Raw genomic sequence first — 26124 nt, forward strand, 5'->3', positions numbered from 1 at the left:
TTTAACCACAGTGTGATAAAAAATGGTGAAGTGCAGTTGCATAACCCGTAGGATTTTCCCGATGAGCATTATGCCCTGCATTTTCAATCAGCGTTAATGGCAATGTGTATTGTTGCGAAACGCTTCGAAACTTTTGATCTCGCTCTCCACAAAAATAGTGGTACGGGTAAGATAATTGGTGCAAATTTGGCACTAAAAACGGCTGCTGAGATAACGATGTGCTCTCAAGCATGTCCGCAATACCATGCGGATTGTTTCCTTGACGCAATTCAATCAGTTTATTTCTTTGCTCTGGTGATAAATCCGCAAAAACAGTTTGTTGGTACCAATCATTTAGTACTTTTTTTATGGGCTCTGTACGAAAACGTTGTGCCCATGCTTTATCATTCTTTTCACGGTCGTGTCTCGCCTGCATGTCATCCAACCCAACATTTCCGCCCTCTATAACCAGCCCTAATAAGCCTTTTGGCTGGTAAAAGCAGGCAAAATGCATGGCAAGGCGAGCTCCCAATGAATAACCTATCAAGTAATATTCATCAACCTGATGATATTGCAGAAGCCTATTTAATTGCTCATCGAAGTGCTCGAAACCTTGGCATGTCTCTTTTTGTGAGCCACCGTGTCCAGGCAAATTAATGGCTAGCGATCGATAATCATTAAACTGTCCAATCACAGGAAGCCAATCATCTGCACTCCCCAGCAACCCATGGAGCCAAATGAGCCAAGGTCCTGATTTTTCTGGATTGTACTGTGTAGCAGTTAGCATTATAGCTCCGAGACGACGCTGAGTAGCTGCTGTAACGTTCGAGCACCCTCATCACTGTCCACAACCAACTCCACAACCAATGTGCCATACTGATTATGCCAAAATTGCTGGACAGTATTCTTTAAGCTCTCCCAATCTGTCGGGGCACAATACTGCAAGCCAAACATTTTTGCTGCAGGTTCAAAGCTGACATTCTGCGGCATACAGTAATAATTTTGTCTCGCGTCAGCTGGGGTTGGCAGCATGGAGAATATTTGGCCGCCATTGTTATTGACAATAACCAAAATGGTTGGCGCTGAAGGTTCCCGTAATAACGCAAGGCTATTTAAGTCATATAAAGCTGACAGATCACCCACAATACCTAAAGTCGGTCTCGCCGTTGCACGCTGAACACCTGCCAATGTAGAAATTAGTCCATCGATACCACTAGCTCCTCGATTACTATAAACGGGGTAACTAACAGGTAGTTGTGCGAATGAATCAATCAAGCGTACGATTAAGCTATTACCTACAAATAATTGTCCACGCGGAGGAAGTAATTCTGGGAGTTGATGTGCAACTGCAGCTTCAGAAAATTGACCTGAAAGTTGTTTTTCGACACAATTTTGGGTTTTCTCAGCAAGGCTCAATAATGCTTCACACCATAAGCTGCGCGGCTGAGCGGGATGGTTATCAAGCCAGCCCTTAATCGAACAAGTCAACTTACGCCCTCTGTGATTCGCAGGGTCTAAACGTTCTGGTATTGAGTCCACAATCCAGTATTCTTTTGGTTGGCAATTGGCTTGCCATTGCAACAAACGTTTACCTGTAATACTTGAGCCAAACTGCACCACTAATTCAGCACCCTGCAATATAGCTTGAGCGCTCGGGTTTTGTAACCACAAATCACTGCAAGGATAGGGCTGCCCCGTTTGAGATAACACATCACCAAGAACTGGCCAGCCTAACTCTTGAGCCCACAGGGCAACTAGTTCGCCTTCAGTAGCACTCATTCGCCCTGCGATGACCACACCCTTTTTCTGACGCCAAAAGTACCAATCCGCCACGAGTGCAACCGTATGTGTTAACGGCTCACTTAACCATGGGTGGTTTGAGTTCCACCAATCACCTAATGTTTGCTGCCATTCGTACTCCCCCTCATTTTCGCCATAGAGAGGTTCAGCAAATGGGCAGTTAATATGAAAAGCACCATGATGCAGTTGGTTCATGCCATTATCAACGGCAGTCACCAGCCATTTAGCGGAAATATCTCTTGTTGGACGAGGCAGCATTAATGACTGAGTCGGATGCGAAGCAAATATATGGGTTTGGCGAATAGCTTGGTTTGCACCACAATCAATCAGTTCAGGAGGACGATCAGCTGTCAAAAAAATAACGTTTTCACCCGTTAATCCAGCTTCTATCAATGAAGGATACAAATTAGCCACCGCAGTACCTGACGTCACTATCACGCCAACAGGTTCACCGCTTGCCTTAGCCAGTCCGAGCGCAAGATGACCTAAGCCACGCTCATCAAAATGCGTATGGCAATGTAATTTTGGATTGTTACTTGCCGCTAACGTTAAAGGCGTCGAACGGGAACCTGGCGCGATACAAATGTGTTTCATACCATGACGGCTAAGTGCTTCAATGATCACTTCAGCCCAACGGATATTAAATGCAGAATTCGACATAATATGCTCAGCAAATTATTAATTATCAATCAGTTTAGACTGATAGAAAAAAGTTTCTTGATCTCAGAACAATTTTTGATGAACTAATTGAAAATAAAAAGGAAATAACCTTTTTTATTATAAGGTTTTTAGCCATTACCAAACAACGATTTTAAACCCGCTGCTTTATTTTCAATTTCTTCCCACTCTTGTTCAGGGTCTGAATCTCTCACTATGCCAGCGCCTGAGTATAATGAAACTTGCGAACCATTAATTTGCGCACAGCGCAAAGAAACGGCGAACTCGCTTTTATTTAAGCTAATAAATCCACCTGTTCCCGCATACCAGCCACGAGAAAAAGGTTCATTCTTTGCAAGAAATTGCCTTGCTGCCTGTCGTGGTAAGCCACATACAGCGGCTGTTGGCTGAAGTCGTTGCAAACAATCGCAGTCTGAAGGCGCAATCAACGTTGCCACGATAGAACGATATAAATGTTGGATTTTTCTCAAGCGGATCACTTTCGCCGATGAAACATCAACCCCCGTAACAGCCCCTTGTAATTGTTGGCAAATATCATCCACGACAACTAAGTTCTCGTGTTGATTTTTCTTGTCTTCCATTAACCATTTTGCATGTTCCGCCGCAATGTTATCATCAGGGTCATTCGCCACTGTACCAGCCAGCGCCTCTGAATTAAGCTGTGTCCCCTGCCTCAGATATAAACGTTCTGGCGTCGAAGAAATAAAGCCTGAATACTTGTCAAACGCCATCATGAAATGGTAGCAATGGTGGTTAACTTGTTGACTGGCAGATAAAAGCTCTGCGACTGAAATCGCATTTGATAGCGTAAGTTGGGTCTCCCGCGCCATAACTACTTTTTCCATCTTACCTGCTTTCATATCGCTAATGGCGCAATTTAATAAACGGCACCATTCATCATGGCAAGGAATATGTTTTTGCTCAGTAATCGACGCAGAAAGCGTTAGTGGGACATCTGGTGTCGCTGTCAGTTGCGAAAGAAACAAAATGGCAGCCTGAATGTCATCTTTTCCATCAATATTCAAGTTCACATTAATTGTTGAACGCAGCCGATGAATCTCTAAACGCGGGAGAAAACAATATGTTGCTTGCTGTTTTTCTTCATCGGTGAGGCCATCCCCCACTGCATTCCAACCATTTAAGCCCCACAAACGCACATCAGGTATCTGTGGATTTTGGGATAAAAAATGTTCGGCATCCTCAATAGAGCAAAAGGATTTAACACGTCCCAACGCACTGCATTCCTCTGCACCTGTACGTTGATACCAATAAAATTGCGGGTAACAAGCTTGCGAAGATAACCACGCTAAACCAGGAAAAGTAGTTTGCTCATCAAGTCGCCAAACAAGTCGTACGTATTCTTTGTTTCCCAGTGCCAATGTAGACAAGTGTTCCAGAATTTCAGCTATTACATTATCAATTTTTTTATTTATCACTTTAGATCCCTACTGCCACAGCACATAGATTTACACCAATTATTATATAGCGCAATGTAATGCATTAATACATTGATTAATTATTGTCTCTATGACGAGTCTCCCACAATCACTGCCTTAACTTATTCACAAAGACCAGCTAAAGCTGGGATTCTATGCTCTTCTTGTATCTAGTATAGATTATTCTAGCAATTATATAATGACATATTCATTTAATTAATTGATATTTTGTGACTTTATCACTGTTCTTGCGGTTACATTACCGGTTTATTGGCCAATCAACTGTTTTACATCATCGCTATCATGGATTGAATGGGTCGCAGACATTAATTATGTATAAAATATACTCGCTTCTATTTATCACATTTCATTATGAAACATATCTTTAATATCAATTGAACACGGAAAGTACGATACTTTCTCCCTCCCCTCATTCCATATAAACTTAATTTTATAAAAAATTAATCTTCTTATTAATTAAGCTAATTTTATAAATACGAATTTTTACTATTGTGATACACACATTGAGTTATTTTTTAGCGATGATTTTCATTTTTTAGTATCAACCCCCGTCATCACTTTCTAGTAGGTTATTCAATATAAAGCGCTCACCTTATGCTTTACCAATGATTAATTTCCATTGAATAGAACTAATTCAGATACCTACTGTACATACGTCTCCTACAATGAATCAAGTTACAAATTCATTACTCATTAACTTAATAAAGCTGGAATTCACAATGCATATTCAAGAAAGTTATGACCGAATTATTGAAAAAGAAAATATAGGAAATGCAACATTAGCATTGTTAACTAATCAAGATACGCTTTCCGCGCGTTCCGCAGGTATATTTACCTTAGATGATTTAGTCAATATTCATCAACATGTTCGTTTCGCACTTTCTCTTCCTTTACGAGAGACAGATATTTTGAAATGGTTTGGTATCAATGATTCAACAGAACTGCCAATTAACCATAATGATTTAACAAGTGCAATTATTGATATTAGAAATCATGCAAACAGTTGGGATAACGTAGAACAACAAGTTAAAGAGCAATCTGTTAATTTATCACTGACAAGTCGCAATATTATGCAAACAGGAAATCAGATAATTGAATATATTAACCACATGCCTATTTTGCAGAAAATATCCGATAGTTTAGATGATTTAACCACAAATGACTTAGATAAAATAATCTATCAAAATGATGACCAACAAATTGCCACTGAGCTTGTTAGTATTTTAAATATAATTAAAAATGACATTAAACAGCAATCAATAAAGACAATCAAAATTAAAAATACAGTATCAGATTTTAGAGCCTACATTACAGGTGGGTACCTCTCAAATTTTGAACATGTTGAATCACTTCTATTTAATATAAAAGGTATTTATCAGCAACTCGAACCGACCAATCGAGATAGCACCGAATCATTTCTAAAAGAAATGATTGAATTTAAAAAGCAAGATATTGTGAAGTTAGAACAAGAGTACTCTCATTTTATCAAATTATGCTTTACTGGGTTAGCTGGAGGAATTATTGGTCTGGTTATTACCAGTAGTATTTTTGGGCCTAAAGCAGATGCAATAAGAGTCAGAAAGAACGAACTATTAAAAGAAATTGCCGAAATAAACACCAAGATAAACAATGAAAAATTAATCCAAAAAACGATTTTCGATATCCAACTTAACTTACATAAAATTGAGGGACTATTTAAAGATGCTCGATTAGCTATTGACCACCTTGACTATATGTGGCTAGTTATTTTAACTGAAATAAAACAATCAATTGATATTTTCCAGCGAATAAATAATGCAGACAAACTTATTAGATTCATTGCTCAGTTCAAGAAAATTATTATGTCTTGGAGTTCAATTCAAGATTACTCAGTTCATTTAATTACATTATTTGATGAGCTACAAAAAAATGACACATCATCTCAATAAAAGGCATTAATATGCATGACAATCTTGATTTACCAATGTTACCCCCTATTGATATTTATCAGTTAAGATGTATTTCAAATAACATTGTTTCTTTTAATAAAAATATCATGAATTATGATTATATTGTTTACGGAAGAATTCAAAAAATCGCAATCAAAACAGAGCGTATCAATGAGTTGATCCGAAATTCGATTCCAATATTACGCATCAAACTTAATTATATAATAGATAATGAATTAAATATCCCCAAAAGCTCAACAACCAGCGAAGATAGCTATTCAGATATAAAAAAACAATTTCTAACCGCCAGTTTTATTGATGATTTAATGGATGCAAAGTTAGAGTTAGAAAAACTTATTTCAAAAATACGCTACACAAATGAATCACTACTGATCTTTCACCTTAACGAACCTAATAAGTTAAAATTATCCCAATACACTAGCCAAAAAGAACTTCTTTTGACATCCAAGCACAGTATGCAAGCTAAAATAAATGATTTACACAAGAATTATTCTATTATTACAGCTGCTGAAGATATTGTTTTGCGAGCAAAGCTAACTGATTTTTTTGATAAGTATTTTAAAGGAAAAGAAATAATTGACTCTCTCAACATTCCACCAAATAAAAAAGATATTTTAAAATCAGCAATTAGTTATATTAGAAACCTGCTAACAATGGTAGATGATGGCCTTGAGTTTACTAAATTAGTTGATGTCCGATTATACTTAAGTGACCAAATTATTGAGCACAAAGAAGAGCTTAATACTATTGACACAAATATTTTTAGACTCACACAACTGATGTCTCTCTCCAATGAAATTACTGCCATCGATCTGCATAAACAAACCATTATCCACCAAGTTGGATTACTCAAAAACTATTGGGAGTCATGGTGTCAATATATAAGTGAAAAGATATCAGAGCAACCCCTTAACTTAGTACAAATCAATACGGCAAGCCAAATGTTGATGACTTATTTGAATGATGTGGAATATCAATACCAACGCCAACTACCCGATTAAAAAAAAACCGGTTACTTTGCAGTAACCGGCTTCATATTACTTAAACTGTATTCATTAACCAACGATTGCTACAGCTAATGCCGAAATATCAATAAGCGGTTGTGGCCAAACACCGAAGACAATGGCTGCAATTGCACAGATAGCTGCAAAAACCGTACCCAGAGTTGCTTTTTCAGGGCCAGTATAACGCTCAGCATGTTCTGCATCACGGCTGTACAAGCTTGCCATAAAGCGCAGGTAATAGTACAAACCAATCGCACTACCTACCACAACAGCCCCCGTTAACCACCAAAGTTCCGCATTTACCGCTGAAACAATCACATAGAATTTACCGATAAACCCTAATGTAATTGGGATACCCGCTAAGGATAACAGTGCGACTGTCATCACAGTTGCAAGCACAGGCTTATGCCAGAACAACCCACGAAACGCGCTGAAATCGTCTTGGTCATCACCACGGTAAGGGCTAGAAACGATACTGATCACACCAAATGAGCCCAAACTTGCAAACAAGTAACCGACTAAATAAATTGCAATCGTCACTTGTGAAGCAACAGGGTCGATACGCAGGGCAACCAGTGCCACTAACAGATAACCCATATGGGAGATAGAGGAGTAACCCAGTAAACGTTTTGCGCTTTTTTGTGTGATAGCCAGTAAGTTACCAAACAGAATAGACGCAATTGCAATCACTGAAATAACAATTGCCAGTGTGTTGCTACTGGTAATTGGCGCTTCCATAAAGATACGCACTAATACCGCAAAAATAGCTATTTTACTGCCCGTTGCTAAGAATGCAGAAACTGGTGCTGGTGCGCCCTGATAAACATCCGGTGTCCATAGTTGGAATGGGAACAAAGATAGTTTGAAACCAAAACCAACAATCAACATACCAAAGCCAATCATCACTAATGGCGCGTGGATTTGGTTGTCAGACAGGCTTTGCCCCACCGAAGCGAAGCTTAAGCTACCTGATTCTGCATACAGTAATGCAATACCAAATAACAGGAACGAAGACGCTGCTGCAGATAACAGCATGTATTTGATCCCAGCTTCTAAGGTACGGCTACGTTCGAAGGTATACGCCACTAAACCAAACAGCGGTAATGAAATCAGCTCGATACCGATAAACATTGATGCCATATGATTTGACATGGATAGCAGCACACCACCTGCGACGGCAATTGCGACTAACAGATGGAATTCATCTCTGTTATCACCAAAGCCTTCTAGCCAGTGGTAAGCAAAGATACTGGTACCGATACCTGCAATCAGGACAAGCGCACTATAGAACAGCGCAAAGCCATCAACACGGATAAGCGAAGTCACATCCATTAGGTAGCCGTCGGCTACCCAAATGAGTGAAAGCAACGCAATGATAAAACCCGATACTGTCAGCGCGGCACTAGTCAGGTGATCGCGTCGCCACGCAATGGACAGCATCACAACCACCGCCGTCAACCCGACGATCATCAGTGGTAGTATTGCGATCAGTTCTTGAGGAGTTATTGTCATGGCGAATTACAGCCCTAATGTTGTTAGTGAAGCAGAATACAGGTTATGTAATGTTTCCATTGAACCAACTGATGTATCTAAAATTGGTTGTGGATAGAAACCGATAATAACCAGTAAAGCAGCCAGAGCCAGTAGCACACCGAATTCACGCGCCGTTAACCCTTTCATTTCTTTTTCTGATTTTGGTGTGCCGTAGTAAGTCTGCTGCATCATCCACAGTGAGTAGATAGAGGCAAACACCACACCAAATACCATAATGCAGGTCACTAATGTGAATTGGCTGAAGCTACCGAATAGGATCATGAATTCGCCAATGAAGTTACCTGTACCTGGCATTCCTAGCGTTGCCGCAGCAAAGAACAGGGACATTCCTGGTAACCATTTAATGCGTTTCCACAATCCACCCATCATGCGCATATCACGCGTTTGCGTACGCTCATACAGTTGGCCACTGATGATAATCAGCGCTGCACCTGACAGACCGTTGGTGATCATTTGGATTACAGCACCTTGGTACGCTAACACTGAACTTGCATAAATCGCCACAGTCACAAACCCCATATGGGATAAGCTACTGTATGCCGCCAGACGTTTAATGTCGGTTTGTTTGAACGCTAACCATGCACCATAGAAGATACTGACCACACCCAGAGTCATCGCCACTGGTGTGAACTGGATAGACGCTTCAGGGAACAGAGGCAAAGTAAAACGTAACAGACCATAAGCCGCGGTTTTTAGCATGATACCCGAGATATCTACCGAACCTGCGGTTGGGGATTGCTCTTGGGTATCTGCCATCCAACCATGGAATGGTACCAGAGGCATTTTAACAGCGAAGGCAATGAAGAAACCTAACATCAACATGAATGCGACGCTACTAGACATTTGAGTGCCTAATAACTGGTCGTAATCAAATGTTAAGGTACCCGTTGAGTTGAAGTGTGCCAGTGCCAATCCAATGATGGACACTAACATAATCAAACCACTTGCCTGCGTATAAATAAAGAACTTAGTCGCGGCGTTAACGTGTTGTCTGTTTTCTGAGCCTTTATGTCCCCAATTTGCAATCAGGAAGTACATTGGGATCAGCATCATCTCCCAGAAGAAGAAGAATAAGAACAAGTCAACCGCTGTGAAAATCCCCATCACCCCAGTGATAATCCACAGGAGGTTAAAGTGATACGCACCTTGATTCTTTTGGTTTTCACTCCATGAGCTCAAAATCGAGAACGCACCCATGATAGCCGTCAGAACGACCATCAACAGTGATAAACCGTCAATCGCTAAGTGAATGTTGATTCCCAGTGCAGGGATCCACGGCATGAAAAACTCGGATTGCCATAGTGGAACGCCTTGTGGGTTAGCCAGAGAGTAGCTCCCTTGTAACCACAATTGCACGGAAAGAATAAGTGTTAATCCCATCGTTGCCAGCGCAATCCAACGTGGAGCGCGGTGACTGAACCGGTCAGCCTGCCAACTTAGCAGGCCACCGATGAAGGGAATAAGTATTAGCCAGGGTAGTAGCATGGCGCAATGTGTCCCTTAATTAAACCAAAAGCAGCAGAGCAAGAATCAGCACTGCACCCAGCCCCAATGAGGCAACATACCAACGGATCTGGCCGTTTTGACTCACAGAAAGTCCTTTGTTCGCTAAGCTTGATAATCGCGCAGGAATATTCATCAGTGAGTTAATCGGATCGCTTTCCAGTAGCCATGCAATACCTTTAAACGGTTTCACAAAGACTACGTCATACAGCCAGTCGAATCCCCATGCTTGGTACCACCAGGCACTGAAGAAGCGGCCAACCGCCGTTTTCGCGATAGCATCAACAATGGAACGTCTGAATAGATAGAGGAATACCGCAATCAACAGACCTGCGATTGCAAACCCGCCTGAAATCGCTTCAAGTAAGACTTTACCGTCTTCACTTCCTGCGGCTTCCGCTGGGAACACCCCTTCTAATGGTTGGTGGATTAAAGCACCAACAAACGTTGCAAGGATAGCCAGAATGCCAAGTGGCAATGTGTGAGTGATGCCTTTAACCTTGTGCGCTTTGATTTTTGCTTCACCGTGGAACACGATGAAAATCATACGGAAGGTATAAATTGCGGTCATTAATGCACCGAGGATACCTGCCCACAACAACACAGTTTGTCCATCAAGCTGCGCGCCCCACAAAATTGCATCTTTACTGTAGAAACCTGCGGTAAACAGTGGCAATGCTGCCAGTGCGCTTCCGCCGATTAACATCACAGCATAAATGAATGGAATTTGCTTACGCAACCCACCCATTTTGAAAATGTTTTGCTCGTGGTGGCAAGCGAGGATCACCGAACCGGCTGACAGGAACAATAATGCTTTGAAGAAAGCGTGCGTCATCAGGTGGAAAATCGCCGCATCCCAAGCTTGAACACCCAGTGCCAAGAACATATAACCAATTTGGCTCATGGTTGAATAAGCGAGGACACGTTTGATATCCGTTTGTACCAATGCTGCAAAACCTGCCAGTACGAGTGTTACCGCCCCCACAACACCGACTAAGTGCAATACCTCAGGCGCTAATAGGAACAAAACATGGGTACGTGCGATTAAGTAGACACCTGCGGTTACCATGGTTGCGGCGTGGATCAGTGCAGAAACTGGTGTTGGACCCGCCATCGCATCAGCTAACCATGTTTGTAATGGTAGCTGCGCAGATTTACCGACTGCACCACCTAATAACATCAAGGTTGCCCAGTTGATTGCGCTTGAACCTTCAGCAAATTTCTGAGGTGCTAACACCGCCATTTCGCTGAAGTTCAGTGTGCCCAGTTCATTCCACAGAATAAACATACCGATAGCAAGGAACACGTCACCGATGCGCGTCACAAAGAACGCCTTCATCGCGGCTTTGCCGTTGTCTGGATTGGTGTAATAAAAACCAATCAGCAAGTAACTGCACAGCCCTACCCCTTCCCAACCGAGATACATCAGCATCATGTTATCGGCGAGGACTAAAACGACCATGCTCGCGATAAACAGATTGGTGTAAGCGAAGAAACGTGAGTAACCTTCCTCGCCACGCATATACCAAGAGGCATACACGTGAATAAGGAAGCCCACACCCGTTACCACACCTAACATGGTCAGTGACAGACCATCTAACATCAGGGTGAATGGGATATTAAAGGTACCGACAGACATCCAAGTCCAAAGTGGCTGAATAAACACGCCAGCGTCGGGTTGAGCTAAAAATTCGTTACCAGCATAGAATGCGACGAGGGCAGCTAAGCCGACCGACCCCGCACCAATAATGGCCGAAACGTTTTCTGACCAGCGTCCACGGGAGAAGGCTAACAGCACCGACCCCAGTAAAGGCAACAGAATAGTTAAATAGAGTAGGTTCATCCGCGCATCTCACTGACTTTATCAATATTCAGGTTCTGACGATGACGATGGAGTTGCAGTAACAACGCCAATCCAATACTCGCCTCCGCTGCAGCCAGTGCGATTGCCAAGATATACATAATCTGGCCGTCTGGTTGCCCCCAAAAACTCCCTGCGACGACAAATGCCAGTGCAGTTGAGTTAATCATGATTTCCAGTCCGATCAACATGAAAAGCAAGTTGCGGCGGATAACAAGGCAGCTAAGCCCCATCACAAATAGAATTGCCGCTAAAATCAGACCATGTTCTAGAGGTATCATTTTTGCTCCTCCGCAATGCTAACAAGGTCAGCACCGTTTTCTTTGCGGTCACGTCCAACGTGGAATGCGACGACGATACCTGCCAATAACAGCAGTGAAGCAAGTTCAACAGCCAGAACATATGGCCCGAACAAGCTGATACCGACTTCTTTCGCCCCAATCACCGTGCCATCAATCCCCTTCTCGTAAGATAAAGAAGTGATGCCGTAAACCAGGATAGCCAACAACACTGCGGATAATCCCGCTGGACCAATCCAGTTTTTCGGTGTTAGCCAAGCGCGCTCTTGCTCCTGCACAGAGCGGCCTAGGTTCAACATCATGACGACGAACACAAACAAGACCATAATGGCACCTGCGTAAACGATGATTTCTAGCGCACCCGCGAAAGACGCGCCGAGTGAGAAGAACACCATTGACAGTGCCAGCAGAGAAACAACCAGATACAACAGTGCATGCACCGGGTTGGTATTCGTTATCACCCTCAAAGTTGCAAGTATTGCAACCAGACCGGCGATATAAAATGTAAATTCCATGAATATCGCTCCTTATGGCAACAGGTCTTTGACGTTAATCGGTTTCGCTTCGTTATCCGCTTCACCTTTGTCTTTACCTGCAATCGCCATACCCGATTTACGGTAAAAGTTATAATCAGGATATTTACCTGGACCTGAAATCAACAGGTCATTTTTCTCGTAAACCAAATCCTGACGTCGCCAGTCGGCCATTTCAAAGTCAGGTGTTAATTGGATTGCCGTTGTTGGGCAAGCCTCTTCACACAGACCACAGAAAATGCAGCGCGAAAAGTTAACGCGGAAAAATTCCGGATACCAGCGTCCATCTTCGTGCTCGGCTTTTTGCAGTGAGATACATCCCACTGGGCAAGCAACCGCACATAAGTTACACGCAACACAACGCTCTTCACCGTCTGGATCGCGGGTTAACACGATACGACCACGGTAACGGGGTGGCAGATAAACCGGCTCTTCTGGATACATTTGCGTTTCGCGTTTATCGAACGCATGTAGGCCGACCATCCAAATACTACGTACTTGGGTGGCGAAACCGACCAATAACTCTTTCAATGTCATGGTTCAATCACCCCTTACTGAGCGTTGTATAAAATCACTGCTGCAGTACCCAGCAGATTAAGCAGCGTCAATGGCAGGCAAATTTTCCAGCCGAAAGACATCACTTGGTCATAACGTGGACGCGGTAAAGAGGCACGGATCAGGATGAACATCATCATGAAGAAGCCAGTTTTGATAGCAAACCACAAGAATGACGGCAGGAATGGACCATGCCAGCCACCAAAGAACAGCGTCACAATCAGGGCAGAAACCGTTACGATACCGATATACTCACCGACGAAGAACAGACCGAACTTCATCCCTGAGTATTCAACGTGGTAACCATCCGCAATCTCTTGTTCTGCTTCTGGCTGGTCAAACGGGTGACGGTGACATACCGCAACGCCCGCAATCGCAAAGGTCACAAAACCAAAGAATTGAGGAATAATGTTCCACATGCCTTCTTGGGAGTTCACAATATCAATCAGGTTAAATGAACCTGCTTGTGCGACCACGCCCATTAAAGACAAGCCTAAGAACACTTCATAACTAACGGTTTGTGCCGAAGCACGCATCGCCCCTAATAATGAATATTTGTTGTTACTTGACCAACCCGCGAACAGGACCGCATACACCGCCAGACCTGCCATCATCAGGAAGAATAAAATCCCAATGTTTAAGTCTGCTACGTGCCAAGTCGGGCTGACAGGCACAATTGCGAATGCAAGGAACAGTGAACAAAATGCGATAACTGGCGCTAGCGTAAAGATTTTCTTATCCGCGAACTGTGGGATCCAGTCTTCTTTAAACAGCATTTTGAACATATCGGCGATTAACTGGCCCATCCCAAACGGGCCAACGCGGTTTGGGCCATAACGATTCTGGAACAGACCGAGAATACGGCGCTCTCCCAGACTCATGTATGCCCCACAAGTCACAACAACCAATAAAATGACGACAGATTTGAGGATGGAAATTAATACTTCCATCACTTCAGGAGAAATCCAATCCATCATGCTCCCCTCCGCAGATTATTGACTGACACGCCAGCCATTGAAGGTGCGATACCTGGCATCCCTAATGGTAAGCCAATTTGACCTGTCGACAGGTTATTGCTGATGCGTACAGTCAAGTTAAACCCTTGACCTGCATAGCTAAATTCAGCTTTTGTCCCTGTTGCCAAGCCAAGTGTCGCAGCATCTTGCGTGCTCAGCATGATATAAGGCTCTGGCATACGCTGTTGGATCACCTCTGAGCGCTGTGACATTTCATCACTACCGAACAGATGGTAATACGGCGCGACTACCCACTGCGCATCCGCTGCTTGGTAAGCTGCTGGAATATCAGTGAAATAAGCCAATTTACTTTCTGTTGAATTGAACAGACGCACACCTGGGTCACCAAATAATAAATGGCCACCGACTTCTGCTTGGAATTTATTCCACGCTTGAGGTGAGTTCCAACCTGGCGCCCATGCAAATGGAATTTGCTGGCGTGGTGCGGTTGGGCTGTTGTTCCCTTCCATTGAGAAAGCAAATGGAGAGTCAATATCTTGCGGTTGGCGTGGTTCATGCACAGATTGGTTCGCCAGCATTGCTGTACGACCACTGTAACGATGCGGCTCACGCGCTAATTTTTGTCCACGGATACGGAATGACGCTTTCGGTGCTGAATCCACAATACCCGCAAATTGCGGTAATGCAGCCACACAGTCAGCAATTACATGGTCAAGTTGCGACCAATCCGCATCACGTTCTTGCGCTTCCGTTTGCAGCGAGTGCATCCAGCGCCAGCTTTCGTTCATCACGATAGTTTTATCGTAATAAGTTGGATCGAAAACTTGGAAGAAACGTTGTGCGCGACCTTCTTGGTTAATCAACGTACCGTCTGCTTCTGCGAAACTCGCCGCTGGCAGAACAAGTGTTGCTTTATCCATGATGTCAGTTTGCTGGTGATCAGCAACAATCAGGTGGCTTAATTTCGCTAATGCGCTATTGACTGCGTCCACACTGCTGTGACGGTAAAGGTCATTTTCGATAACGATAGCCACATCCGCTTCATTCGCTTCAATGCGAGCTAATGCGCTGTCTAATGGCTGTGCGTTCATCATCGCTAAACCGAAGCTGTTCGCATGAGAGGCTAAGTAAGATAAGCCCACTTGCGCGCCTTTTGCTTTCAATGCAAATGCCACGTTAGCTGCCGCTTGGATCATCGCATCACTAGCACTGTGGCTACCACTGATAATCAGGGGTTTTTTCGCGCTTGAAAGGGCCTGTGCGATGGTTTCCACTTTCGCTTTTAGGTCCGCAGGTAAGTCGTTAACCGCAGGTGCCTCACCGTTAATCATATTGGCGATAGCAAAACCGAAACGCGCTTGGTCAGCAACAGGAGCACGGTAATTGAAAGCCGCAACATCGTCTAAGCGGGTATCATCAACGTTGGTGATAAACAGCGGATATTTCGCATGTTGACCAATGTTCATAATTGCCGCAATTTGCCAATCAGCCACTTTCTGTGCTGCGGCCATTTCACGTGCTTTACCTTTTACCGCTTGACGAACAGAAAGCGCCATACGTGCACCTGTCTGAGTTAAATCTTCACCCAGAACCAGTACCGCATCGTAACCTTCAACTTCACGCAGAGTTGGGGTATAGATACCACCATTTTGCAGAATGTTTTGCATCAGCGCTAGACGGCTTTGCTCACCCGCAGAGATACCTGAGTAGAAGTTTTCTGCGCCCACTAATGCACGTAATGCGTAGTTGCTTTCAATGCTTGCACGAGGCGAGCCAATACCAATCACTTTTTTCGCTTGATTGATAATTTGCGCACCGCTTTGCATTGCTTCAATAGCAGAGATAACCTGTTTAACGCCATCTTTGTTCAAGACAGCCTGACGTGGACGGTCTTTGCGGTTAACGTAACCGTAACCAAAGCGACCGCGGTCACACAAGAAATAGTGGTTAACAGAACCATTATAACGGTTTTCAATACGGCGAATTTCACCATAGCGTTCACCTGGGCTAGTATTACAACCGATACTGCACTGTTGGCAGATACCAGGTGCAAATTGCATATCCCATTTACGGTTATAGCGCTCAGAGTGGGTTTTGTCAGTAAATACCCCTGTCGGACAGACTTCGACTAAGTTGCCTGAAAATTCACTTTCCAGCGTGCCGTCTTCTGTACGACCGAAGTACACATAGTTGTGGGCCCCATAAACCCCTAAATCCGTGCCATCTGCGTAATCTTTATAGTAACGAACACAACGGTAACACGCGATACAGCGGTTCATTTCATGGCTAATGAAAGGCCCCAGATCTTGATTAATGTGTGTACGTTTCGTAAAACGATATTTACGCATGTTATGGCCAGTCATCACCGTCATATCTTGCAGGTGGCAGTTACCGCCCTCTTCACAGACTGGACAGTCATGTGGATGGTTGGTCATCAGCCATTCCACAACACTTTCACGGAATTGCTTGGCTTCTTCATCATCAATAGAAATGAAGGTGCCTTCCGTTGCCGGTGTCATACAAGACATTACTAGGCGACCGCGGGTATCATCCGCGTTCTGATACTGCTTAACCGCACACTGGCGGCAAGCGCCAACGCTTCCCAGCGCCGGATGCCAGCAAAAATAAGGAATATCTAGCCCGAGAGAAAGACAGGCTTGTAACAGGTTTTCAGACCCGTTAACGTCATATTCTTTGCCGTCTACATATATTGTAGCCATAGTCAGCATGCTTCCCAAAGGCCCGCATAAAGCAGGCGTTAATCAAAAATACGTTCTTCGTGAAAAATCTCGTTCGCGGTTGCTCAATCGCGAAACGATTACCAGCGCTGCTTCAGCAGGTTTGGCTGAATACCTGCAATCTGCACTAAATTGCGCAGATCTTTTTGCGAGATACCCGCTTCGAATTCATCACGGAAATATTTGATAGCACTTTGCAGTGGTTCAACTGCACCTGGTGCGTGAGCACAGAAGGTTTTACCTGGGCCTAAGAAACGGCAAAGTTGCTCTAATGTTTCAATATCGCCTGGCTGGCCTTCGCCCTTTTCCAGTGCTTGTAAAATTTTCACACTCCACGGCAACCCATCACGACAAGGTGTACACCAACCGCAAGATTCACGCGCAAAGAAGGTTTCTAAGTTACGCACTAACGAAACCATGTTGATTTCATTATCAACTGCCATCGCCAATGCAGTCCCTAAACGGCTGCCTGCTTTAGCAATATTTTCGAAATCCATTGGTAAGTCGAGGTGATCGTTGGTCAGAAAGTCTGTCCCTGCCCCGCCCGGCTGCCATGCTTTTAATTTCAAGCCATCACGCATCCCACCCGCGTAGTCTTCAAGGACTTCACGCGCTGTGGTACCAAACGGTAATTCCCACAGACCTGGGTTTTTCACACGGCCAGAGAAGCCCATCAGTTTTGTGCCGGCATCTTTACTCTTACCTGCGCTTAAATCGATATACCACTGGTCACCGTGCTCTAAAATTGCAGGCACGTTACAGATAGTTTCGACGTTATTTACGCAAGTCGGTTTACCCCAAGCCCCTGATGTTGCAGGGAATGGTGGCTTAGAACGTGGGTTTGCACGGCGACCTTCTAAGGAGTTAATCAGCGCAGTTTCTTCACCGCAGATATAACGCCCAGCCCCCGTGTGCACAAACAGTTCGAAATCGAATCCAGAACCGAGAATATTTTTACCTAACAGACCCGCTGCTTTGGCTTCTTCGATGGCGCGGCGCAGATTTTGTGCAGCTTCAACGTATTCACCACGCAAGAAGATATAACCACGATAGGCTTTCAGTGCATAAGCCCCTGTGATCATCCCCTCAACTAATAGGTGAGGCAGTTGTTCCATCAATAGACGGTCTTTATAAGTACCTGGTTCCATTTCATCCGCATTACATAAGAAGTAACGCAGTTTCATGTTTTCGTCTTTCGGCATCAGGCTCCATTTCAGACCTGTTGAGAAGCCCGCGCCACCACGCCCTTTCAGGCCTGCGTCTTTCACGAGATTCACAACTTCATCTGGCGCCATGCCTTTAAGCGCACGCTCAAGACCTTTGTATCCGTTTTTACTACGATACTCATCTAACCAAACAGGCTGATTGTCATCACGCAAGCGCCATGTTAGAGGATGAGTTTCGGCAGTACGGATCACTGGATTAACAGAATTTGTCATGGATACTGCTCCAGTAATTTTTGAATATTTTCAGGCTGTACGTAGCTGTGAGTGTCTTCATCGATCATCATCGTTGGACCTTTGTCACAGTTACCTAAGCAACAGGTTGGCAGCAACGTAAAGCGGCCATCAGCTGTTGTTTGACCTGGGCGAATATTCAGCTGTTTAATGATCTCAGCTTCTAAGCCCTGATAACCTGTAATATGGCAAACAACACTGTCGCAATAGCGAATAATGTGGCGACCTACTGGCTGACGGAAGATTTGGCTATAGAATGTGGCCACCCCTTCAACGTCACTGGCTGGAATGCCTAAGACGTCAGCAATCGCGTGGATAGCCCCATCTTCAACCCAACCGCGGTTTTTTTGCACAATTTTCAGTGCTTCAATTGAGGCAGCACGCGCATCTTCATAGTGGTGTTTCTCACCTTCAATCTCTTCACGCTCTTTCTCTGTTAAGACAAAGCCATGATTGACTTGCGGTTCAAACACATTCACGACATTGAGCTCGTTGTGCTTCTCATTTTCGTTATGTTCATTATGCATGGTTAGCGATCCACATCCGACATTACAAAATCGATACTACCCAGATAGACAATTAAGTCCGAAACTAAACTACCTCTGATCACCGAAGGAATTTGCTGTAAGTGCTCATAACTCGGGGTACGAATACGTGTGCGGTAGCTCATGGTGCTGCCATCACTGGTCAGGTAGTAGCTGTTAATACCCTTCGTGGCTTCAACCATCTGGAATGATTCATTCGCAGGCATCACCGGGCCCCAAGACACTTGTAAGAAGTGATTGATCAGGGTTTCAATGTGCTGCAATGTACGCTCTTTTGGTGGTGGCGTCGTCAGTGGATGGTCGGCTTTGAATGGGCCTTCTGGCATATTCTTGTAGCACTGCTCAAGAATACGGATACTCTGGCGCATCTCTTCCACTTTGATCATCACACGGTCATAACAGTCACCGTTGTGAGCGATAGGAATATCGAACTCAAAGTTTTCGTAGCCTGAATATGGACGCCATTTACGTACGTCGAAATCAACGCCCGTTGCACGTAAACCTGCACCGGTTACACCCCAAGCTAGAGCCTCTTCTTTGTTGTACATTGCTGTACCAATTGAACGGCCTTTTAAGATGGAGTTTTTCAGCGCTGACGTAACATAGGATTCTAAACGTTTTGGCAGCCAGTCAAGTAACTCACGCAGCAGTTTTTCCCAACCGCGCGGTAAATCGTGTGCAACACCACCGATACGGAACCAAGCTGGGTGCATGCGGAAGCCCGTAATCGCTTCAATCACGTTGTACACTTTTTGACGGTCAGTAAACGCAAAGAATACCGGTGTCATTGCACCAACGTCTTGAATATAGGTACTGATGTACAGCAAGTGGCTGTTAATACGGAATAACTCAGACAGCATGACACGAATAGTCTTCACGCGGTCAGGCACTTCGATACCAGCCAGTTTTTCAACGGCTAACACGTATGGCATTTCATTCACACAACCGCCGAGATACTCGATGCGGTCAGTGTATGGAATGTAGCTGTGCCATGACTGGCGTTCACCCATTTTCTCAGCACCACGGTGGTGGTAACCGATATCTGGCACACAGTCGATAATTTCTTCACCATCAAGTTGCAGTACGATACGGAACGCACCGTGCGATGATGGGTGATTTGGCCCTAAGTTCAGGAACATGAAATCTTCGTTTTCGTTTCCACGCGCCATGCCCCACTCTTCTGGTTTGAAAGTCAATGCTTCCATTTCCAGATCTTGTTTCTGTTTCGTCAGAACAAAGGGGTCGAACTCAGTTGCACGCGCAGGGTAATCCTTACGCAGTGGGTGACCTTCCCAATTTGGCGACATCAGCAAGCGACGCAGATTTGGGTGACCTTGGAAGGTGATCCCAAACATATCCCACACTTCACGCTCATGCCAACTCGCATTCGGGAACAGTGAAACCACAGAAGGCACATTTAAGTCTTTCTCATTAAGAGCGACTTTTAACATGATATCGCGGTTACGATCGATGGAGATGATGTGGTAGAAAACACTAAAGTCTGCCTCTGGCAGACCTTGACGGTGAATTCGCTGACGTTCATCTACCCCGTGTAAGTCAAATAACATGACATACGGTTTCGGTAATTTTTTCAGGAAATCGACAACTTCCAGTAATTGTTCACGACGAACCCATATCACTGGCATACCAGTGCGGGTTGCTTGAACAGAAAAGGCATCCGGCCCAAATTGATTGCGCAGTTCCAGAAGCACAGGGTCATTTAAATGATCCTGTGTCTGCCATCCTGGCTGGGTACTACTCGCTTGCGCTATCTGATCTGTCATCATTCTTCACCATAACGCTTGATCAGGTTTATTATTTCGCAACAACATTGCTCTGTTACGCTGTATGGCTTTAAGCCTTAAATTTCGTCTGGTGTACGCAGGTTAGTCACTGCGATACGTTCACCATGCTTTCTTTCTCTTTCTGATTGCATATTGGCACGGTAAACCCCTTGGTCTCCAACGACCCAAGAGAGCGGACGACGCTCTTTACCGATAGATTCTTGCAACAGAAGTAGAGCCTGCATATAGGCTTCTGGGCGTGGTGGACAACCTGGGATATACACATCCACAGGGATAAATTTATCGACGCCTTGTACCACAGAATAAATGTCATACATGCCACCAGAGTTGGCACATGAACCCATGGAAATAACCCATTTTGGTTCGAGCATTTGGTCATACAGACGTTGAATAACAGGCGCCATTTTTGTGAAACAGGTTCCTGCAACAACCATGAAGTCGGCTTGACGAGGTGAAGCACGAAGTACTTCCGCACCAAAACGGGCTACGTCATGAACAGCCGTGAACGAAGTCACCATTTCTACATAGCAACATGAAAGACCAAAGTTATATGGCCATAGAGAGTTTTTGCGCCCCCAGTTAACCACATCGTGAAGTGCATGAGATAGTTTCCCCATGTACACACTGTTTTCAACTTGCTGCTCCAGAGGATCTGTTACGATTTCCTGGGTTTGCAGTGGGTAACGGTCGTTCTCACCGTTCGGATCTATGCGGGTGAGCGTATAATCCATTGTATAATGCCTCGCTTTTTACTGCGGATGACGATTGCTGATTTTAATAACTTCACTAGGATGCTTCACTTTTCCGCGGGAACGGACTGGAGTCCAATCCAATGCTCCTACGCGAACTAGATAAAACAATCCCGCCAACAATACCAAAATAAAGATCGCGGCTTCGATGAAACCAACCCAACCAGCTTCGCGGATGGCAACTGACCATGCAAATAAGAACATGGCTTCAACATCGAAGATAACGAAGAACATGGCGACTAAGTAGAACTTAGCAGACATACGAAGACGTGCACTACCGACCGAATCAAGACCTGACTCGTAAGGAACATGTTTTGTTCTGGCTTTGGCGCGGCTACCCAAGAAGTGACCTGCGACCAACATGAAAGCACAAAGACCGATAGTGCCGATAAGGAATATCGCAAACGCCCAGTTATGGGCTAACGCTAGGATTGATGTAGACATACTCGTTGCTTACTCATTACTTATGGTGCGTAAACTGCTCTTTTTTACAACACGGCAGTATTGCACCACAATTGCCCAGTTAATCGAGAAGAAAGACCAAAAATCATCACCAAACATAAATCAGTCTGATGACTGCGTTTGGTTTGTCCTCTCTCATTACAATTTACTTTACCCAAATTAGGTAAAATAACCCGTATTTGTTACAAAAACTTCACATAGAAAAAACATTAAAACAACAAAAAGTACTCATGATCTGCTAAAACGTGTCAGTGTAATGAAACACAAGTAAACACTCAAACTAGTTTAACTGATTATTCGTTTTTACTACACCATTATCGCAGGAAAAACCTGTCTTAACAGATGAAAAATTGCGCTTTTTATTTGATCTAACGCACAGATTTATTGAAAAAGTACTCAATTTGTTTACATGCCGTTCAATTTTACTTTAAGAACATGTAACGCTTTTTTACTCAACAATTTCACTAACCTGCTGACAATCCAGTGCTATTTTATCAATTCAGCAAAAAAAGATTGTTAATAACGTAACAAATTGTTAACCAAAAAATGAAATTCAGGTTCTGCCAACTACATCACAATTATTTCATGGTCTTCAACATTTAACCATACTTATTAAGTGGTTAATTGCAGGTTTTGTGTACTGAAATCGATAAAAAAATGATAAATTTGAACTTGATAACGATTTTTCAAAACCGTCGCTCAATATTTATACCTTGTTTTAAAATGATTTCTTATACTCTCTCCCCAATATTGAAAATTTAACACATCAGTATGAAATAATCGTTTCAGTTACGAAGCATCTTACTCTGTAGATAGATGCATCCAAAAAAGAATGGTATTTCCCCTAGATTACTAGGGTTATACTTCCTCCCAGTGAATATCACTTTAGTCGATATATTTATCTGAATTGAGCTGTTCATTGCATTTGCATAAAATAATTAGCTTGCAAATATTTTACCTACACTTTTTATGCAAATTTTTGATATAAAAAAACGGCAATCCTAAAAAAATAGGAATTACCGTTTTGTTCGTTGTATATTCGCGGATATTAACGGTCAGTTAATATCACCTGAAACGATTAATTATTCATTTCGCTCCCATCAGCAAGTTCACTTGCCGATGCAGCAACATAAGGAATTTTTTTGTTTTCAATGGCGCTAAAGACGGTCAAAACAAAATCTTTCTGCTCATCTGCATTCTTATATAGCCAATATTGAATATCAGGCAAACGCGGCAAACCATCTGTTTCATTTAAAATACGTAAATCCGCATTTTGCATTTCCATTGGGCGTGCAGTCACCCCGACTTCCGCTGTTACTGCAGCACGTACTGCAGGTAAAGACGCGGCTTCATAGGCGATATGCCATGGTAATCCTGCATCATCCAATGCTTGCGTGCAAAGTTTGCGGTATGGGTTGGTTTCATCCATTACAACTAATGGGATCGGCTCGTTATGACGTAATTGGAAATCAGGCGAACTATGCCATAGCACTGGCACGGTTCTCAATGCCGTTTTTGGGTGATGGCTAATACGCGCTGTTGTTAATGCTAAATCGATTTCATGGTTATCCAGCATTGATTCAATAAATTGAGCACGCTTAATGCGAACTTCAACCGCAATGCGTGGGTACACAGAAGCGATACGATTTAGCAAAAATGGCAATAGGATATCAACAGTGTCATCAGATGCACCGATACGTAATTCGCCTTCAGCATCGTTATAGGTTAATGATGCCGTTGCATCATCATTAGCACGCAAGATTTGTCGTGCATAACCCAGTAATTGTAAACCATGCGCTGTGAGGAGTTTATTACGCCCATGACGAGCGAAAAGCTCACGGCCAACAAGTTGCTCTAAACGCTGCATCTGCTGGCTTACCGCAGATTGCGTTCTACACACTGCTGCAGCTGCAGCTGCAAATGTATTTAGATCAGCGACTGCAACGAACGTACGCAGCAAGTCCAGATCTAAGTTCATGATGGGACGATTGGAATTTATCATCGTTCATTCTCTTATATAATATTTATGTTACCTGGTGTTCTGCTCTCCTCCATGAGAATCAGCGATATAATTTATATACTACTCATCTAGTGCATCTCTAATCCTTAGATCTGCAATGACTACTCATTATTTTATCTAGTTATAACCAACCCGTTATTAACGAATAACATCAATGCTGGTATAAACAGGGTACTGCCAATCAATCAAAAATAGTGTTAACAAAAAGTGTATTCTCTTACAGAATCTGATTAAAGAAACGCTTTATAAAGTACCGCTAAATAGTAACATATTTAATGTAATCGCAATTATTTTAATGTAAGCACATTATAAAATTCATTTCACTATTTTTTTATACCTTTAAATTTCAACGGGTTATGCGTTTTAAGTGTATGTTTAGTTAAAAAATATTGAGCAAAACAATCAATATTACTAACAAAAACGGTCAAAAAAATATAAAAAAAGGGCAATATGCAGTGAAATTTATGACTAAACTAACGAATCTAGGCTTAATATTACATTTTGATACAATTTTTTAGTTCAACTGTTATTTTTCCTTTTTTTTTATATTTACACACCAAAAGACACGATATTATCGAGATATAAACCCAACATAAGTGTGTTTATTGAAATATTAAACCAACATAAAAAAGATAATAAGATGTCAAACATCACATTTATACTTTAACCAACCTTTTACACCAAAAATAACCTTGCATCTTCAAAAGCTTCTGAGGGAGGAGTACAGTAAGACAATAAAGCCGGCCCTAGCAATGCAATCCCGTTAAGGTAATGAGAGAACAATGAATAATCTAACTAAATCCAGCAAGCTCGATAATGTCTGCTATGACATCCGTGGGCCCGTATTAAAAGAAGCAAAACGCTTAGAAGAGGAAGGCAATAAAGTCCTCAAGCTGAACATTGGTAACCCGGCACCGTTTGGCTTTGAAGCACCTGATGAAATTCTTGTGGATGTTTTACGCAATTTACCAAGTTCCCAAGGCTATTGTGACTCCAAAGGGCTCTATTCTGCTCGTAAAGCCATCGTCCAACATTACCAAGCTCGTGGCATTCACGAAATGACAGTAGAAGATGTCTACATCGGTAACGGTGTGTCTGAACTTATTGTCCAAGCGATGCAAGCACTGCTTAATAATGGCGATGAAATGTTAGTCCCAGCCCCTGACTACCCACTTTGGACAGCAGCGGTTTCGCTTTCTGGCGGGAAAGCGGTTCATTATATGTGTGATGAGCAACAAGGCTGGATGCCAGATATTGAGGACATTCGTAACAAAATCACCCCCAGAACGCGCGGTATTGTGGTCATTAATCCCAATAACCCAACAGGTGCTGTATATAGCAAAGATTTGCTATTAGAGATTGTTGAACTGGCTCGTCAACACAATCTAATTATCTATGCTGATGAAATTTATGATAAAATTCTTTATGATGATGCAGTTCATCACTCTATTGCGGCATTAGCACCTGACTTATTAACGATTACATTCAATGGGCTATCAAAAACCTATCGTGTTGCAGGCTTCCGACAAGGTTGGATGGTATTAAATGGTCCGAAAAAACATGCAAAAAGCTATATTGAAGGCTTAGAAATGCTAGCCTCAATGCGTTTATGTGCCAATGTGCCAATGCAACATGCCATTCAAACAGCACTGGGGGGTTACCAAAGTATTAGTGAATTTATTCAACCTGGTGGGCGTTTATATGAGCAGCGTAACCGTGCGTGGGAACTCATTAACCAAATTCCAGGTGTGTCTTGTGTGAAGCCACAAGGCGCACTGTATATGTTCCCAAAAATTGATATTAAGCGTTTTAATATCCATGATGACCAAAAAATGATCCTTGACTTGCTGTTGCAAGAAAAAGTGTTATTAGTCCAAGGCACCGCATTTAACTGGCCAGAACCCGATCATTTTAGGATCGTGACCTTACCTTATGCTGACGATCTTGAAATGGCTATTAATAAATTTGGCCGCTTCCTTGAAGGCTATCGTCAATAACATCTTATTTAGATTATCCATTATTAATAAAGCCTCCTAATTCGGAGGCTTTATTAATTCAAAGTGTAATTATCATTAAATGAGTGTATTATTTTGATTATCAAATAATGGAAATAATATATATCGCAACCAGGAAAAAACCTAAAAGTATGAAAGGAAAGTATTTCATAATATTCCTTGAAGATTTACTTAGTGATTCTTC

The 26124-nt window shown here is 43.1% G+C and carries 20 protein-coding genes; 3 read left to right on the top strand and 17 right to left on the bottom strand.

Annotated features, from left to right (window positions below):
• Position 1: 1 nt before the first annotated feature.
• From menH to KDJ85_RS06220, 3 genes are all read right to left on the bottom strand, one after another.
• The gene (gene menH / locus KDJ85_RS06210; protein ID WP_225818906.1) at positions 2 to 766 is read right to left on the bottom strand and encodes a 2-succinyl-6-hydroxy-2,4-cyclohexadiene-1-carboxylate synthase; all 765 of its coding nucleotides are present in this window, start codon (positions 764 to 766) and stop codon (positions 2 to 4) included.
• Positions 766 to 2439, bottom strand: coding sequence for a 2-succinyl-5-enolpyruvyl-6-hydroxy-3-cyclohexene-1-carboxylic-acid synthase (gene menD / locus KDJ85_RS06215; protein ID WP_225818907.1), 1674 nt, complete (start codon positions 2437 to 2439; stop codon positions 766 to 768). The genes menH and menD overlap by 1 nt, the downstream gene beginning before the upstream one ends.
• 128 nt (positions 2440 to 2567) lie before the next feature.
• Positions 2568 to 3893 carry an isochorismate synthase gene (locus tag KDJ85_RS06220; RefSeq protein ID WP_225818908.1) on the bottom strand — a complete coding sequence of 442 codons (1326 nt, stop codon included), beginning with the start codon at positions 3891 to 3893 and terminating at the stop codon, positions 2568 to 2570.
• Positions 3894 to 4633: 740 nt separating this feature from the next.
• On the opposite strand from KDJ85_RS06220, the gene KDJ85_RS06225 reads away from it, so the two are divergent.
• Positions 4634 to 5842 (top strand): alpha-xenorhabdolysin family binary toxin subunit A, encoded by a 1209-nt coding sequence (locus KDJ85_RS06225; protein WP_225818909.1) that lies wholly within the window; start codon positions 4634 to 4636, stop codon positions 5840 to 5842.
• Between the two features lie 11 nt (positions 5843 to 5853).
• Positions 5854 to 6864 (top strand): alpha-xenorhabdolysin family binary toxin subunit B, encoded by a 1011-nt coding sequence (locus KDJ85_RS06230; protein WP_225818910.1) that lies wholly within the window; start codon positions 5854 to 5856, stop codon positions 6862 to 6864.
• 54 nt (positions 6865 to 6918) lie between these two features.
• Here the strand turns inward: KDJ85_RS06230 and nuoN are convergent, their stop codons facing one another.
• From nuoN to KDJ85_RS06300, 14 genes are all read right to left on the bottom strand, one after another.
• Positions 6919 to 8379 carry an NADH-quinone oxidoreductase subunit NuoN gene (nuoN, locus tag KDJ85_RS06235; protein WP_225818911.1) on the bottom strand — a complete coding sequence of 487 codons (1461 nt, stop codon included), beginning with the start codon at positions 8377 to 8379 and terminating at the stop codon, positions 6919 to 6921.
• A 6-nt stretch (positions 8380 to 8385) separates the two neighbouring features.
• The gene (gene nuoM, locus KDJ85_RS06240; protein ID WP_225818912.1) at positions 8386 to 9906 is read right to left on the bottom strand and encodes an NADH-quinone oxidoreductase subunit M; all 1521 of its coding nucleotides are present in this window, start codon (positions 9904 to 9906) and stop codon (positions 8386 to 8388) included.
• A gap of 19 nt (positions 9907 to 9925) precedes the next feature.
• The gene (gene nuoL / locus KDJ85_RS06245; RefSeq protein ID WP_225818913.1) at positions 9926 to 11767 is read right to left on the bottom strand and encodes an NADH-quinone oxidoreductase subunit L; all 1842 of its coding nucleotides are present in this window, start codon (positions 11765 to 11767) and stop codon (positions 9926 to 9928) included.
• The gene (gene nuoK / locus KDJ85_RS06250) at positions 11764 to 12066 is read right to left on the bottom strand and encodes an NADH-quinone oxidoreductase subunit NuoK (RefSeq protein WP_004912233.1); all 303 of its coding nucleotides are present in this window, start codon (positions 12064 to 12066) and stop codon (positions 11764 to 11766) included. The genes nuoL and nuoK overlap by 4 nt, the downstream gene beginning before the upstream one ends.
• Positions 12063 to 12599 carry an NADH-quinone oxidoreductase subunit J gene (gene nuoJ / locus KDJ85_RS06255; protein WP_225818914.1) on the bottom strand — a complete coding sequence of 179 codons (537 nt, stop codon included), beginning with the start codon at positions 12597 to 12599 and terminating at the stop codon, positions 12063 to 12065. Before nuoJ ends, nuoK begins: the two co-directional genes overlap by 4 nt.
• Before the next feature lie 12 nt (positions 12600 to 12611).
• Entirely contained in the window at positions 12612 to 13154 is a 543-nt protein-coding gene (gene nuoI, locus KDJ85_RS06260) for an NADH-quinone oxidoreductase subunit NuoI (RefSeq protein ID WP_004259834.1), read from the bottom strand.
• 14 nt (positions 13155 to 13168) lie between these two features.
• The gene (nuoH, locus tag KDJ85_RS06265; protein ID WP_004912244.1) at positions 13169 to 14146 is read right to left on the bottom strand and encodes an NADH-quinone oxidoreductase subunit NuoH; all 978 of its coding nucleotides are present in this window, start codon (positions 14144 to 14146) and stop codon (positions 13169 to 13171) included.
• On the bottom strand, positions 14146 to 16878 hold the full coding sequence (nuoG, locus tag KDJ85_RS06270) for an NADH-quinone oxidoreductase subunit NuoG (RefSeq protein ID WP_225818915.1): 2733 nt from the start codon (positions 16876 to 16878) through the stop codon (positions 14146 to 14148). Before nuoG ends, nuoH begins: the two co-directional genes overlap by 1 nt.
• An 89-nt stretch (positions 16879 to 16967) precedes the next feature.
• Positions 16968 to 18326 (bottom strand): NADH-quinone oxidoreductase subunit NuoF, encoded by a 1359-nt coding sequence (gene nuoF, locus KDJ85_RS06275; protein WP_225818916.1) that lies wholly within the window; start codon positions 18324 to 18326, stop codon positions 16968 to 16970.
• A complete protein-coding gene (gene nuoE, locus KDJ85_RS06280; RefSeq protein ID WP_004912250.1) occupies positions 18323 to 18871 on the bottom strand; it encodes an NADH-quinone oxidoreductase subunit NuoE in 549 nt (182 codons plus the stop codon). Before nuoE ends, nuoF begins: the two co-directional genes overlap by 4 nt.
• Before the next feature lie 2 nt (positions 18872 to 18873).
• On the bottom strand, positions 18874 to 20676 hold the full coding sequence (gene nuoC, locus KDJ85_RS06285) for an NADH-quinone oxidoreductase subunit C/D (RefSeq protein ID WP_371006958.1): 1803 nt from the start codon (positions 20674 to 20676) through the stop codon (positions 18874 to 18876).
• Between the two features lie 74 nt (positions 20677 to 20750).
• Positions 20751 to 21425 carry a NuoB/complex I 20 kDa subunit family protein gene (locus KDJ85_RS06290; protein ID WP_004912254.1) on the bottom strand — a complete coding sequence of 225 codons (675 nt, stop codon included), beginning with the start codon at positions 21423 to 21425 and terminating at the stop codon, positions 20751 to 20753.
• Between the two features lie 18 nt (positions 21426 to 21443).
• Positions 21444 to 21887 (bottom strand): NADH-quinone oxidoreductase subunit A, encoded by a 444-nt coding sequence (locus tag KDJ85_RS06295; RefSeq protein WP_206082351.1) that lies wholly within the window; start codon positions 21885 to 21887, stop codon positions 21444 to 21446.
• A 1096-nt stretch (positions 21888 to 22983) separates the two neighbouring features.
• Positions 22984 to 23907, bottom strand: a complete 924-nt coding sequence (locus KDJ85_RS06300) for a LysR family transcriptional regulator (protein WP_206082352.1) — start codon at positions 23905 to 23907, stop codon at positions 22984 to 22986.
• Positions 23908 to 24707: 800 nt separating this feature from the next.
• On the opposite strand from KDJ85_RS06300, the gene KDJ85_RS06305 reads away from it, so the two are divergent.
• Entirely contained in the window at positions 24708 to 25922 is a 1215-nt protein-coding gene (locus tag KDJ85_RS06305) for a pyridoxal phosphate-dependent aminotransferase (protein ID WP_225818917.1), read from the top strand.
• Positions 25923 to 26124: the final 202 nt, after the last annotated feature.

The sequence above is a fragment of the Providencia vermicola genome, from assembly GCF_020381325.1.
GTDB classification, from domain to species: Bacteria; Pseudomonadota; Gammaproteobacteria; order Enterobacterales; family Enterobacteriaceae; genus Providencia; species Providencia vermicola.

Coding starts and splice junctions, on each gene's coding strand:
- menH (WP_225818906.1), bottom strand. CDS start 766: ATGCTAACTGCTACACAGTACAATCCAGAAAAATCAGGACCTTGGCTC.
- menD (WP_225818907.1), bottom strand. CDS start 2,439: ATGTCGAATTCTGCATTTAATATCCGTTGGGCTGAAGTGATCATTGAA.
- KDJ85_RS06225 (WP_225818909.1), top strand. CDS start 4,634: ATGCATATTCAAGAAAGTTATGACCGAATTATTGAAAAAGAAAATATA.
- KDJ85_RS06230 (WP_225818910.1), top strand. CDS start 5,854: ATGCATGACAATCTTGATTTACCAATGTTACCCCCTATTGATATTTAT.
- nuoN (WP_225818911.1), bottom strand. CDS start 8,379: ATGACAATAACTCCTCAAGAACTGATCGCAATACTACCACTGATGATC.
- nuoM (WP_225818912.1), bottom strand. CDS start 9,906: ATGCTACTACCCTGGCTAATACTTATTCCCTTCATCGGTGGCCTGCTA.
- nuoL (WP_225818913.1), bottom strand. CDS start 11,767: ATGAACCTACTCTATTTAACTATTCTGTTGCCTTTACTGGGGTCGGTG.
- nuoK (WP_004912233.1), bottom strand. CDS start 12,066: ATGATACCTCTAGAACATGGTCTGATTTTAGCGGCAATTCTATTTGTG.
- nuoJ (WP_225818914.1), bottom strand. CDS start 12,599: ATGGAATTTACATTTTATATCGCCGGTCTGGTTGCAATACTTGCAACT.
- nuoI (WP_004259834.1), bottom strand. CDS start 13,154: ATGACATTGAAAGAGTTATTGGTCGGTTTCGCCACCCAAGTACGTAGT.
- nuoH (WP_004912244.1), bottom strand. CDS start 14,146: ATGGATTGGATTTCTCCTGAAGTGATGGAAGTATTAATTTCCATCCTC.
- nuoG (WP_225818915.1), bottom strand. CDS start 16,878: ATGCTGACTATGGCTACAATATATGTAGACGGCAAAGAATATGACGTT.
- nuoF (WP_225818916.1), bottom strand. CDS start 18,326: ATGACAAATTCTGTTAATCCAGTGATCCGTACTGCCGAAACTCATCCT.
- nuoE (WP_004912250.1), bottom strand. CDS start 18,871: ATGCATAATGAACATAACGAAAATGAGAAGCACAACGAGCTCAATGTC.
- nuoC (WP_371006958.1), bottom strand. CDS start 20,676: ATGATGACAGATCAGATAGCGCAAGCGAGTAGTACCCAGCCAGGATGG.
- KDJ85_RS06290 (WP_004912254.1), bottom strand. CDS start 21,425: ATGGATTATACGCTCACCCGCATAGATCCGAACGGTGAGAACGACCGT.
- KDJ85_RS06295 (WP_206082351.1), bottom strand. CDS start 21,887: ATGTCTACATCAATCCTAGCGTTAGCCCATAACTGGGCGTTTGCGATA.
- KDJ85_RS06300 (WP_206082352.1), bottom strand. CDS start 23,907: ATGATAAATTCCAATCGTCCCATCATGAACTTAGATCTGGACTTGCTG.
- KDJ85_RS06305 (WP_225818917.1), top strand. CDS start 24,708: ATGAATAATCTAACTAAATCCAGCAAGCTCGATAATGTCTGCTATGAC.